Source organism: Kitasatospora sp. NPDC096077 (assembly GCF_040303245.1).
In the GTDB taxonomy this organism is placed as follows: Bacteria; Actinomycetota; Actinomycetes; order Streptomycetales; family Streptomycetaceae; genus Kitasatospora.
Window position 1 is genome coordinate 96,334 of sequence record NZ_JBEOSV010000028.1, and the last position, 12,557, is coordinate 108,890.

Annotated in this window: 11 protein-coding genes; 9 read left to right on the forward strand and 2 right to left on the reverse strand. The window is 68.6% G+C overall.

The genetic code is table 11. From position 1 onward, the window contains the following. The first annotated feature begins 192 nt into the window (after positions 1–192). From ABTZ03_RS23960 to ABTZ03_RS24000, 9 genes are all read left to right on the forward strand, one after another. A complete protein-coding gene (locus ABTZ03_RS23960) occupies positions 193–1,029 on the forward strand; it encodes a methyltransferase domain-containing protein (RefSeq protein WP_350515098.1) in 837 nt (278 codons plus the stop codon). Between the two features lie 161 nt (positions 1,030–1,190). Beyond that, entirely contained in the window at positions 1,191–2,606 is a 1,416-nt protein-coding gene (locus tag ABTZ03_RS23965; RefSeq protein WP_350515099.1) for a DUF4190 domain-containing protein, read from the forward strand. A gap of 183 nt (positions 2,607–2,789) precedes the next feature. After that, complete coding sequence (locus ABTZ03_RS23970) at positions 2,790–3,248, forward strand: (deoxy)nucleoside triphosphate pyrophosphohydrolase (protein WP_350515100.1); 459 nt, start codon at positions 2,790–2,792, stop codon at positions 3,246–3,248. Between the two features lie 139 nt (positions 3,249–3,387). Further along, the gene (locus tag ABTZ03_RS23975) at positions 3,388–6,117 is read left to right on the forward strand and encodes a SpoIIE family protein phosphatase (protein WP_350515101.1); all 2,730 of its coding nucleotides are present in this window, start codon (positions 3,388–3,390) and stop codon (positions 6,115–6,117) included. Positions 6,118–6,449: 332 nt separating this feature from the next. Beyond that, complete coding sequence (locus ABTZ03_RS23980; protein WP_350515102.1) at positions 6,450–8,018, forward strand: recombinase family protein; 1,569 nt, start codon at positions 6,450–6,452, stop codon at positions 8,016–8,018. Positions 8,019–8,330: 312 nt separating this feature from the next. Beyond that, positions 8,331–8,561: a helix-turn-helix domain-containing protein gene (locus ABTZ03_RS23985; RefSeq protein WP_350515103.1), complete on the forward strand. Its 231-nt coding sequence runs from the start codon at positions 8,331–8,333 to the stop codon at positions 8,559–8,561. Positions 8,562–8,564: 3 nt separating this feature from the next. Then, positions 8,565–8,933 (forward strand): hypothetical protein, encoded by a 369-nt coding sequence (locus ABTZ03_RS23990; RefSeq protein ID WP_350515104.1) that lies wholly within the window; start codon positions 8,565–8,567, stop codon positions 8,931–8,933. A 15-nt stretch (positions 8,934–8,948) separates the two neighbouring features. Continuing rightward, positions 8,949–9,395, forward strand: coding sequence for a hypothetical protein (locus tag ABTZ03_RS23995; protein WP_350515105.1), 447 nt, complete (start codon positions 8,949–8,951; stop codon positions 9,393–9,395). A 16-nt stretch (positions 9,396–9,411) separates the two neighbouring features. Continuing rightward, positions 9,412–10,335: a phage major capsid protein gene (locus ABTZ03_RS24000; protein ID WP_350515106.1), complete on the forward strand. Its 924-nt coding sequence runs from the start codon at positions 9,412–9,414 to the stop codon at positions 10,333–10,335. 314 nt (positions 10,336–10,649) lie between these two features. Here ABTZ03_RS24000 and ABTZ03_RS24005 read toward each other — a convergent pair whose 3' ends face one another. Both ABTZ03_RS24005 and ABTZ03_RS24010 read right to left on the reverse strand, forming a co-directional pair. Then, a complete protein-coding gene (locus tag ABTZ03_RS24005) occupies positions 10,650–11,111 on the reverse strand; it encodes a hypothetical protein (protein ID WP_350515107.1) in 462 nt (153 codons plus the stop codon). Positions 11,112–11,260: 149 nt separating this feature from the next. Continuing rightward, on the reverse strand, positions 11,261–12,025 hold the full coding sequence (locus tag ABTZ03_RS24010) for a S1 family peptidase (RefSeq protein ID WP_350515108.1): 765 nt from the start codon (positions 12,023–12,025) through the stop codon (positions 11,261–11,263). Positions 12,026–12,557: the final 532 nt, after the last annotated feature.

Sequence of the window (12,557 nt, forward strand, 5' to 3'; positions counted from 1 at the left end):
GGCGTCTCCACGGTACGGCGGCCGGGTGCGGTCGGGCGGTCCGTCGGCCGGAATGTGAGACGGTTCTTCTCGTCATGCGGGATGGAGCGTAGCGTCGGGGTGTCGCGGAAACGTCCCGCCGGAACACCGGTGGGACGTCGACGGAATGCCGGCAGAACGCCGACGAACATCGACCACGCCCCAGGGGGACTCATGTCCGGAGCACGGCCCGCCGCCTACACCCACGGCCACCAGGAGGCCGTGCTGCGCTCGCACCGCTCCCGCACCGCGGCCGATTCGGCCGCCTACCTGCTGGACGAACTGCGGCCCGGGCAGGCGCTGTTGGACGTCGGCTGCGGTCCCGGGACGATCACCGCCGACCTGGCCGAGCTGGTCGGCCCGAGCGGTCGGGTGGTGGCCGTGGACACCTCCGCCGAGGTGCTGGAGCAGGCTGCCGGGTACGTCGCCGGGCGCGGCCTGTCCAACGTGGTGTTCGAACTCGCCGACGTGCACCGACTGCCGTACCGGGACGGCGAGTTCGACGTGGTGCACGCCCATCAGGTGCTGCAGCACGTGACCGACCCGGTGGCCGCGCTGCGCGAGATGCGCCGGGTGACGGCGCCCGGCGGGCTGGTGGCGGCCCGGGATGTCGACTACGCCTCGATGACCTGGTTCCCGGAGGCGCCCGCGCTGGACCGCTGGCTGGAGCTGTACCGGCGCACCGCCCGCGCCAACGGCGGCGAGCCGGACGCCGGTCGGCGGCTGCTGTCCTGGGCCCGCGCGGCCGGCTTCACCGAGGTCACCGCGAGCACCGGGACCTGGACCTTCGCGACGCCCGAGCGGCGCGAGTGGTGGGGCGGGATGTGGGCGGACCGGGTGACCGGCACGGCGTTCGGGCGGACGGCGGTGGAGCGGGGCTTCGCGGACCGGGAGGAGCTGGCCCGGATCGCGGACGGCTGGCGGGAGTGGAGCGCCGCCGGGGACGGCTGGTTCTCGATGCTCCACGGCGAGATCCTGGCCCGGGTCCGGGCGGAGGGGCCGGGGCGGTGAGGGCCGGGGCGGTGAGGGCCGGGGCGGTGAGGGCCGGGCGGCGTTTCGGAAAGATCGGGTAAAGTCGCGCGACCGTTCGCCTCGGGCCCCTCCGGCCCGGGGGCGGCGTCGAAGCCGAAGCACCGAGTCGAGGCCCGCCCCGGCGGGTCGGGGGAGTCCACGTGTCCGAGCCTGAGTCCGAGCCGCCCGCCGTTCCGGGGCCGGACCCGCGGGTGGACTTCCGCAAGGAACCGGACGTCGGGGAAGGGAAGTTGACGGCCGCTGAGGAGCCCGGCCGGGTGGCCCCCGCCCCGGAGCCCGCCCCGGAGCCGGCTCCGCGGGCCGCCGCCGACCCCTGGGCGCCGCCCGCCCCCGCGCCCTCGCAGGCCCCGCCCCAGCCGCCGCTGCCGCCGCTGCCCGCCGGCGGCTGGGCCTCGGTGCCGCCCGCCGCCGGGTCCGGCCCGCGGCCCGGCCAGCCGTACCCCCAGCCGTACCCCCACCCGCACGCGCACCCGCACGCCCGGCCGCCGTACCCGCAGAACCCGTACGCCCCCCGGCCGGAGCCGCGCACCAACGGCTTCGCCGTCGGCTCCCTGGCCACCGGTCTGACCCTGCTCTCACCGGTCGCCCTGGTGTTCGGGATCGTCGCGCTGACCCAGATCGGGCGCCGTGGGGAGCGCGGCCGCGGCATGGCGGTGACCGGCCTGGTGCTCGGGGTGGTGGGCACCCTGCTGCTCTCGCTCGCCCTGGGCGCCGGGGACTTCGGCTCGGTACGGGACGGCCGCGGCGGCCGGTACGCCCAGCGGCCGCCGGACGGGTCGGTCCGCTGGTCCGCCCTGAAGGCAGGGGACTGCTACGCCTCGCCCGGGGCGAGCGGGAAGCCGGACGAGAACGGCGACGAGACCGTCTACTGGGTGCGCCGGGTGGCCTGCTCGGAGCGGCACAACGGCGAGGTGGCCGGCACCGCCAAGGTCCCCGACGGCGGCGGTCCGTACCCGGGCGAGGCGGTCGTGCGGCAGCGGGCGGCCGCGCTGTGCCGCACCGTGCTGGACGACTACGCGCTGGACCAGTGGGCCGTCCCGGACGGCATGGACGACGTCTACCTCTACCCGAGCGCGGGCAACTGGGCGGTCGGCGAACGGTACGTCACCTGCGCCTTCGAGGACCCCGACGACCAGCACCTGGGGACGGTCCGGACCGACCGCCGCTCCCTGACCTCCGTCCAGCTGGCGTACCTGGAGGCGATCCGGGGCTTCAACACGGCCTACGCGGACGAGCCGAAGAAGGACGTCACCGCCGCCGAGGCCGAGTACCGCTCCTGGGCCCGGCGGATGGCCACCGCCTCCCGGGCCGAGGCCGCCGCGCTGCGCCGGCCGACGGCCGAGTGGCCGACCGACATCCAGTCGAAGGTGGACAAGCTGGCCGGGACCCAGTCCCAGGCGGCCGTCGCCTGGGACGCCGCCGCCACCGGCGACGACCTGACGGGCGATCTGGGCCGGGCCCGGGCACTGGTCGACCGGACGGTGCCGGTCAGCCTGGACATCCGGCGCTCACTGGGCCTGTCCACCGGCGAGCAGGTGCCCGACCTGCGGGCCTGAGTCCGGCGGGCCGGTGCGCCCGAGGTCCGGGGCCGGTGGGCCGGAGCACCCGCGGCCCGGGTTACCCGGCGTTAACCCCGCCCGTACCTGCCGGTAGCGAGCGGTCCGTAGGGTCACCGCTGTGCCCCGGCCGGACCCCCACGCCGGCCGGGGTACCACGGCCGGCCCCGTAGGGTCTGGGGCATGGACCAGGCCCATGAGACCTCCGTCGAGACCCCCGCCGCCGCCCCGCCCCGGATCGTCGTCGGCGGTGTGCTGATCCGCTCCGGCCGGGTGCTCGCCGCCCGGCGCAGCGCGCCCGCGGCGGTCGCCGGGCGCTGGGAGTTCCCCGGTGGCAAGGCCGAGCCCGGCGAGACCGAGGCGCAGGCGCTGGAGCGGGAGCTGCGGGAGGAGCTGGGCGTCCGGGCCCGGGCGCTGCGGCGGCTGCCGGGCGGGTGGGCCGTGCGGCCGGGGCTGGAGCTGCGGTTCTGGGCCGCCGAGCTGCTGGCCGGTGAGCCGAGCCCGCTGCAGGACCACGACGAACTGCGCTGGCTGGCCCCGGCGGAGCTGGACTCGGTGGACTGGATCGGGCACGACCGCGAGGTGCTGCCGCACGTCGTCGAGCTGCTCGCGGCGGCGGACGACGCGCAAGCCGCCGGATAGGTCAATCGGACAAGACGACCCGGCTGCCGGGATAGCCTGGGCCCTGCTGGGTATGTCACTTTTCGGCACTATTCGTCACCGGTCGGTGAACCGTCCCAGCCGGTGACGCCGATCACGACCAGAGCCGGAGGCCCCGTCGGTGTCGAGTACCGGGAACGGCGGCGGGGGAGCGCGACGGGGAGGCGCCGCGGCCCGCGCCCGGCTGCGCCGTGCCGCCCGCCCGGCCGCCCCGCAGCCGCCGTCCGGCCGTCGGCGCGGTGAGCCCGGCGTCCCGGGGGCCGCCCGGCCGGTCCAGCCGGCGCCGACCCTGGCCGTCCCCGAGTCCGGCGTCCAGCCCGGCCCGCGCAGCCGCCCCGGCCGGCCGTTCCCCGGCGGACCGGCCGACGCCCGGCAGGGCCTGGGCGCGCCGCCCGGCGGCAGCCTGCTGGACATGCTCAAGGTCGCCATCGCGATCCTGGACACGGCGGGCCGGGTGGTGCTGTGGAGCCCGGCCGCCGAGGAGCTGCTCGGCTGGCCGAGCGAGCTGCTGGTCGGCCGCCGGATCGAGGAGCTGATCCCGGACCAGGAACAGGTCGCCCGGATCCGGGCCGCGGTGCAGGACACCCTGCGGCACGGGCGCTGGGCGGGCAACGCCGAGCTGCGCGACCGGGACGGCGTGCCGGTCGCCGTGGACGCCCGGATCTCCCTGCTGGTGGACGGCGACGGCACCCCGTTCCTCCAGGTCAACCTGGCCGAGGCGGCCGCCGTGCGGGCCGTCGAGCGGGACCTCGCGGTGCGCGACGCGCTGTTCGAGCAGTCCCCGCTGGGCATCGCCATCCTGGACACCGACCTGCGGTACACCGCCGTCAACCAGACCCTCGCCGAGATGAACGGCGTCGCCCTGGAGGACCACGTCGGCCGCACCACCGGCGAGACCCTGCCCGAGCGGGCCGCCGACGAGATCACCGCGATCCAGCGCCAGGTGCTGGCCACCGGCGAGCCGGTCATCGACGTCACCCTCGCCTCCCCGGTCACCACCCGGGCCGGCTACCGCTCGATCTCCTACAGCCGGATGACCGACCGGGCCGGCCGGGTGCTCGGCATCTCCGGCACCGTGATGGACGTGACCGAGCGCTACCGGGCGGTGGCCAAGGTCGAGCACGCCCGGCGCCGGCTGTCGCTGCTCAACGAGTTCGGCTCCCGGGTCGGCGACCTGCTCGACGCCTCCCGGATCGCCCAGGAGCTCGCCAGCTCGGTCGTCCCCCGGCTGACCGACCACTCCGCGGTGGTCCTGCTCCAGGCCGTCGCCCACGGCGACGACCTCCCCCGGCACGGCCACGACCGGCGCACCTCGCTGCTCCAGCTCGGCACCGCCTCCGTCCAGGACGGGCCCGAGGTCGAGGTGATGCTCCGGCGCGGCGCCCGGATCACCTTCGCCGAGGACTCCGCCTGCGGCCGGGTGCTGCGCACCGGCGTGCCCGAGCTGCTCTCCGGCGCCGACCAGCTGGACGAGGTCACCTACCCCGGCGACCCCAAGCTGCAGGCCGCCCACGACCTCGGCGTGCACTCGATGCTGGTCGTCCCGCTGCGCGCCCGCGGCATCGTGATCGGCCTGCTGCTGGTCAGCCGGGCCGGCTACCGCGAGGGCTTCGACCGCGACGACCTCGCCTTCACCGTCGAACTCGCCGACCGGGCCGGCAGCTCGCTGGACAACGCCCGGCTGTACGCCCGTGAGCGCACCGCCGCGCTCACCCTGCAGCGCACCCTGCTGCCGCAGCAGGTCCCGCAGCCCACCGGCGTCGAGGTCGCCTACCGGTACGTGCCCGGCAGCAGCGGCACCGAGGTCGGCGGCGACTGGTTCGACGTCATCCCGCTGCCCGGGGACCGCACCGCGCTGGTGGTCGGCGACGTGATGGGCCACGGACTGCGGGCCGCCGCCACCATGGGCCGGCTGCGCACCGCCGTGCGGGTGCTGGCCGCCCTCGACCTGCCCCCGGACGTCCTGCTGCGGCACGTCCACGAGCTGGCCGACGACCTCGCCCAGGGCCCGGACGAGGCGCTGCTCGCGACCTGCGTCTACGCCGTCTTCGACCCGGGCACCGCGAAGCTGACGGTGGCCAAGGCCGGGCACATCCCGCCGGTGCTGGTGGTGCCGGGCGAGGAGGCCACCGAGCCGACCCGCACCGGCGGCCCGCTGCCCGGCGGCTCCGGCCGGATCCTCGACCTGCCCTCCGGGGCCCCGCTCGGTGTGGGCGGCGTCCCGTTCGAATCGGTCGAACTGAAGATCCCCGAGGGCAGCCTGCTGGCGCTGTGCACCGACGGCCTGGTGGAGTCCCGGGACAAGGACCTGGACGTCGGCCTCGGCCGGCTGGTCACCGTGCTCCAGGAGCCGCACGCCTCCATCCAGGCCGCCTGCGAGGCGGTGCTGGACACCATGGAGCAGGGCCGCGAGCCGGACGACGTCGCGCTGCTGCTGGCCCGGCTCGGGCACGGGCAGGCCGGCACCCCGACGGCCGGCTGGACCCTGCCCGCCGAGCCCACCGCCGTCTCCCGGGCCCGTCGGCTGGTCCGCTCCGCGCTCGCCGAATGGGGCGTCGAGGAGCTCACCGACACCGCCGAACTGCTGGTCAGCGAGCTGGTCACGAACGCCGTCCGGTACGCCAGCGCCCCGATCGGGGTCCGGCTGACGCTCGGTGAGACGCTGCTGGTCGAGATCTCCGACCCGCTGCCGGACCCGCCCCGGGAGCGCCACGCGGCCGAGGCCGACGAGGGCGGCCGGGGCCTGGAGCTGGTCCACCGGCTGGCGCTGCACTGGGGCGCCCGGGCCGAGGGGATCGGCAAGGTGGTCTGGTTCGAGCTCGCGCTGCCGGGTAATGACTCCGGCGAGTGACGCGAGTAGAACCGCAGGAGAACAGTGCTGCATATGCCATCGGGCGCCCTGGGGGAGCGCGCGCTCCGGAAGGGGGCGCGGGCGTGGCATTGTGGTTGCGCGGGCGGTAGGACAAAAACCTTCGCCCGATCTGATGTTGTGATGTTGAGGGCGTGTGAACGTACCCCTCGATGATGAATACTCGGTCTTCTCGACATCCGGACGGTCGCGGGTTGGAGGGGTCGGTTAGTGTGGTTGCCCATCACACCGGCCCCGGTCTCGACCGGCCGCGTAGCACCAGCTCGGACCGGTAGGGACCACCTACCTGGAGGCCGAGTATGCGAGTTCTGCCGGTGAAGCGGATCAGCCGCGACACTGAGACGTCGTCCGCCCTGGAGCGGCAGCACGCCGACCTGAGCCGGGCGATCGTCACCGGAGGCCACACCCTGGTTGAGTGGGTGGAGGACGCGACCGTGTCGGGCGCGGTGAACCTCTGGGACCGAAAGTCCCTCGGCAAGTGGCTCAAGGAACCCCTGATTCACACCTGGGACGCGCTCATGGTGACGGAGCAGGACAGGATCAGCCGGAATGATCTGCACTGGTCGACGTTCGTGGGATGGGTCCTCGAACACGAGAAGTCGGTCATCATCCTGGATGACCCTGGCTTCGACCTCTCCACCTCACGGGGGCGCATGATGGCCAACGTCAAGGCGGGTTTGGCGTCTGATTACCGGGAGGCCGTCTCGAAGAAGCGACTCAACCAGACGGAGCACTTCCGGGCCATGGGCTTCTGGCCGGGCGGGGTCTGGCCCTTCGGGTACCGGGCCGTACGCGTCGAGACACCGGAGGGCTTCCGGTGGAAGCTCGTGCCGGACCCGGTGACGTCCAAGCTGATCCTTGAGGCGTATGACCGCATCGTCAACCAGGGATGGACTGTCTCTGCCGTCGTACGGGACTGGAACCAGCGCAAGATCATGTCGGCGTCCGACCACCAGCGGCACTGCAACGCCGTCGAGGGGCGGGAAGGCGTCAAGACCGAGCTGCGTAACAACCTCTGGAACCAGCAGAACCTCAAGGCCGCACTGCGGAATCCCGTCCTGCTCGGACACGCGGTTCACGAGGGGAAGACGATCATGGGGCCGGACGGCATGCCGTCCCTCTGGGCGGATCCGGTCCTCACGGAATCCCAGTTCGAAGCTCTTCAGAAGGCATTGGATAAGAGGAGTCGAAAGGTGACTACCAAGCGCACCTCGGCACCTCTGCATGGCGTTGTCTTCTGCGAATGCGAGAATCCCTTCAACCGAAACCCGGGTAAGAAGCGGAACGGCAAGGCTCCGCTCTACTACCGGTGCCGTAAGTGCGACCGGAAGACCAACTTTCCGGCCGAATACGTCGAGCGCGTGGTCTACGTTCTCGTGATGGATAAGGTCGGCCACCTTGAGATCATGGACCGGACGTATATCCCGGGCGTGGATCACGCGGAGCAGATCAAGACCCTTCGGGACGGCATCGAACGGCTGACGTGGGCAATCGCCGCCGCAACTTCCAAGGCTCAGGTCGAAGCGATCACCGCCACGATGGGGCAGCACTCGGAGACGTTGGCGAAGTTGGAGGCCGAGCCGGTGATCCCGGGACGCTGGGAGGAGGCCGGGACCGGACAGACCTTCATTGAGTGGTTTGCCGCCAATCTGGACCCCACGGCGCGTGGGGACTTCCTCAGGAACCTGGGCGTTCGCATCATGATCAGCAAGGTGACTGAACCTGTGGTCGGCCCCCTGGACTTCCTTGAGAGCGACCCGAACGAACTGGGGGTCATCGTGCGGGCTGAGTGGCCAGAGGACCTTGCGGCCCGGATCTCCGGGACGGTCGCATCGTCGAGGCAAACTGCGGCGACTGACCACAGGGCGCAGGCGCGCCACTGACCCCAGCTACACCAGCCCCCGAGGTAACTCGGGGGCTGTGGCGTCTTGTGACGCCCGTCTCACCTTCCCCAGGGGTGTCCCCATCTTGGTCATGCAGACACATACGTCTTTAGTAGAGAGTACTTTAAAAAAGAACTCTTAATTGAGAATCTAAGATCTAGTTCCGGGATATTGGTCTGGCATCCCGGTTCTCAGGTACTGGCCCCGGCTTCCTCCTCCTGGAGGCCGGGGCCTCTTCCTTTTCTCTTCCTGATACTCAATCGTTTGCTTTGGAGAGCTATGTATGACCGTGTGAAGGGAAAGGCCCGGCGAGTGAGCCTGGGCCTGTCTGTCAAGGATCTGGCCAAGCGTCTGGGGGTGACTGCCCAGGCTGTCTACCAGTGGGAGCGCGGGGAGCGTGAGCCCAGCCTCCCGATGTTCGTTGCTATCGCCCACTGCCTTCGGATTCCTCTGGACTCCCTGATGGCCCAGGCCAAGGACAGCAACACCCGGCAGGCAATCAAGCTTGCCCGGGCCAGCCGTAAGACCAAGAACGGAGCCTGACAGATGACTGACATTGATTCTTTTGAAGACGGCGTGCAGCCGGATTCTCAGACGCCAGCGATTGTGCTGGCCGACCCTTCCGAGGGCATCCGGGCGGAGGTCCACCGTGAGTACGCGGGGAAGCTCGCTCTTGCGGAGCTGCGGATTCAGGCGGCCAAGGATGAGATCGACCTTCCCGAGGGATTCACTGACTATCTGGACGTGTCCAGGCTGACCGATGATGACGGCCAGCCCATCGAGGATGTCATCACGGAGATTCTCAAGCCCTTCCAGAAGAAGATGAAGTTTGCGGAACTCCAGGGAGCCGGGTACCACCGGAATCCGGCACCGGTGTTTCAGCCCCGGCCCTCGCTCGATGCCCGTCACCGTTAATCTCGGAGGTTTGTTTTGAACAGCAATGATTCGGCCCCGGCTTCTGACGAGAGCGCGGCTCTCCTGGCCGAGCTCGACAAGTGGAAGTCCCTTTCTCACGCCGCCAACGCCGAGCTGGAGACCCTTCGCCAGGGGCATGCGGCCCGGGTAGAGGAATCCGCGGAGCAGGTTCGGGCCGAGGCCCGTAAGGCCATGCTCGCTGAAATTGGCCCTCGTCTGGTCGAGGCTGAGATCAAGGCCCAGGCGGCTCAGGCGGAAATCGAGATCACCGATCTCCGGTTCATGGACTTCAACCAGTTCCTCACTCCTGAGGGAACGGTGAACGTGGAACTCGTTGGTGAGCTCATCAAAAGCCGCAACCCCAAGCCGCTGTACTCCCAGGATCTCGGCCTAGGCCGTCAGGGTGGTCCGATCCAGAGCTTCAGCTTCCAGCCCCGTTCTCTCGACGCACGATACCGATAACCGTTAGGAGAAGTATTTGAGCTTCTACAATTTCAGTTACCAGAACCCGTCTTCCCGGACCTTCGTCAGCGAGGAGTGGAACAGTGCCCTGATCACGCAGCTTGATCCGCTGCTCGTGTGGGCCTCCCGCCTTGTGACCAACCGGTCCTATGAAGGTGACATCAGCAAGCGGGGCGATGTTGTGCATGTCAACAGCCTGGCAAGGCCGACTGTCGCGGATTACCGCCTTCCCGAGGGCATGACGGCCCAGCGGCCGGAAACCATTGATCAGGTTCTTCCGATCACTGAAGCGAAGTACATCCAACTTCTCGTAGAGCAGATCGAGCGGGTCCAGGTGGCGGGGGTCATGAGCTCCCCAATCAACCAGGAAATGGTGAGGGCCCTGGCCCGTGAGGCGGACACCTTCATGGGGCATGTGATCGCCACTGGAGCTACTCCCATGCCCAACGTGAAGGTGACGGCCGGGAACGCCCCTCAGGCCCTCTACGGGGCCATCCTGGACCTCATGCTTGCCCTGGACGCCAACGACATCCCAGAGGGCCGCTACGTGGTCGTCTCGCCCCGCGTGAAGCGGTACCTGATCGAGCATCCGGCCATTGCCAATGCTGGGGCCTACGGTGAGGCCGGGGCCACTGCCAACGGTGTTGTGGCCCGCCTGGCAGGCTTCACGGTGCTTTCCACGACCGCAATGCCAGCCGGGGCCGACATCATCGCCGGACACTCGCGGTTTGCCACGTTCGCCAGCCAGCTGAGCGGCTTCCGGAGCGGCCAGAGTGAGAAGTACCGGGCTGATTACGTGGACGCCGCTCACTTTTACGGCGGGAAGATCGTCCGACTGCCCAACCTCGATACTGTCAAGTCGGACCGTACCTTTGATGAGACGAAGCCCACGAAGGGCATCCTCAAGGCTGCTGTGGATTGGCCTGCTTCCCTGATCTAGACCCTGACGGGCCCTCGCCTCTTTGGCGAGGGCCCGCTTTCTTTGTTTTGGGGCCTCAGGACGTCCTCACAGGCCGCACAACGCCGGTCCCGTAGGTAGATCGGGTACCAGGGCTCTCCGGGCCTCTCAGGCCGGTAATGGGAGTGCTCCATGGGCCCGGTGTCCTCCCCGCAGAGGGTCTGCGGAAGCGGGTCCTCGGGGGCGTCAGGACCCTGGCCGGCCGCGTGCACCCGGAGTACCGCCGGCTCGCCGCCCTCCGGGTTCTCCACCTGGGCCGGGTCCAGCTCGAAGAGGACGATGATCCCTCCCATGAATCAGGCAGTACGGCGGTACGTCACCGGTCCAATGTCGTCATTGAAGATCTTAAAAATGGTGACAGTGGGGGCCGCTGTAGAACTTCCGTTGACAGTTACGGGGGAGCACCCGACGCTGGAGGCTTCTTCTTCCAGGTCGCTATTGGAGGCTACCGGAATGCGAGCGCTGAAGGCTTTGCCGTTCTGCGCAAAGACGGTGAAGAATCCGAACTTCTTTCGCTCACCAGAGGCCCGTTTGTCCACCCTTACAACCTGACCGTCAACATAGAATGAGACGGTGTTGTCGTGGCTTCCGTACTCGTCCGAGTAGGTGGCGTTGAAGGAGCCAACCCAGTCCGCCAGCTCCGCACCGCATACGTCGGTCACGGCGTGCGCCGAAGTGGGAACAGCGACGATCATCCCGGCAGCGACAGCAGAGGTCGCCAGGAGGCCCGTCCAGCGGGCATTCGAACGAAGAGGCACGATGACTCCTTGGCTGGCCAGGAGAGGCCCTGTGCCGCCTCCTGTGCTGCTGTTAGGGCACCACCACTCCAACGCTTCTGCACGTTGCCCGAAGCGTTGGAGTGACGGCCCAGTTGAACTCGAAGAAGGCGATGACCCCTGTCACAGGCTCAAGCGTTGGCCTTGATCCAATCCAGGTAGTGGAAGACATTGGTGGCAATGGCTGGTGCTCCTGGTTTACACGACTGGTCGCCGATGGTGGGGAATCCGTAAACCGCTCCGTCATTTGCCATTGGATCGCCACTGTCACCGTCACAAGGGCTTGCCTCGGGGGCCTCAATGCACATGCTGCCGACTGGAAGGTTGTCCAACCCGAAGTGATCCAGGCATTGAGAGCCCGGGATCCTGTTGAAATTAGCCTTTAGTTGAATGATGGAGAGGATGTCTAGATTCTGACTCGGAGCCCCCCAGCCTGTCATGGTCAGGGGCATGCTGTCCCGCGCAGCACTTGTGGGTAGATTTGCTGCCTGAATGTCGACTGCGGCACCCAGCCTCAGAAGAGCAATGTCATTATTGAGTGTTACGGGATTAAATTCCGGATGTACGACGAAACTAGATTTCGGCACCACGATGGAGTGAGAATCCGGACCATTTCGGACTGTGGACCCATATTGCACGGTAGCAGTGTCATAGGTCCCTCCAGTATCTGGCTTGATGCAGTGGGCGGGAAGCAATACGGTTGTGGTGTTGACAAATGTTCCCGCGCAGACCGAGGAACCCGTTGGTCTTTCCAGGGTGATGAGGGCAGTGAATGGGGCATCTGAAGAGGTGGCAGGCTCGCCGCCAACGATCGCCTTGGCGCCGGTCGCCTGCCCCGCCAGTGCTGCCAAGGTCATCCCGGTCACAACTGCTGCCTTGAAGGTCTTCCTGGCCATGCTTCCTCCTCGATTGGTGCTACAAGTAGGTCCAGGTCAGCAGGTTTTCTAGGCCTTGGCAGCCGGGGCGCTGCATCCGGGTGATAGGCAAGTATCTCCCTCCTCCGAGAGGGTCTACCTTTTTCTGTAGTTAGAGAAGACCTCCTGTGGGAGGGTATATACCACCCCCCACAAAATAGATGTATGTGTCCGCGGAGATTAGTTGGGGACACTTCCCGCCAAAGAGTGGCCGGCGTCACGCTAAGAGCCCTCGATTCATTCATTCAAGGCCACCGGAGAGCCCGCGGAGCGGCATTCTTGCCTCCAGAAGGGCCAAAAAGTGCTCCAGGAGGCCTCCAAGCGGCTTCTGAGCAGCCCTGTAGCCCCCGCCGGCCGCCAGGACGGCCCTGCCGCCTCCCTGTCCCTCGAAAGATTCATACTCGTACGCAGGGTGAGGGCGGTGCCCCCGGCGGGTCATTACAAGGAATCAACCCTGATTACCCCCAGTTACATTTATAATGTAGTTATCAAGAAGAAATGCACTCGTGATGCG

What these genes read in the sequence shown, in the direction of transcription:
- ABTZ03_RS23960 (WP_350515098.1), top strand. Translation starts at nt 193, where the DNA reads ATGTCCGGAGCACGGCCCGCCGCCTACACCCACGGCCACCAGGAGGCC.
- ABTZ03_RS23970 (WP_350515100.1), top strand. Translation starts at nt 2,790, where the DNA reads ATGGACCAGGCCCATGAGACCTCCGTCGAGACCCCCGCCGCCGCCCCG.
- ABTZ03_RS23990 (WP_350515104.1), top strand. Translation starts at nt 8,565, where the DNA reads ATGACTGACATTGATTCTTTTGAAGACGGCGTGCAGCCGGATTCTCAG.
- ABTZ03_RS24010 (WP_350515108.1), bottom strand. Translation starts at nt 12,025, where the DNA reads ATGGCCAGGAAGACCTTCAAGGCAGCAGTTGTGACCGGGATGACCTTG.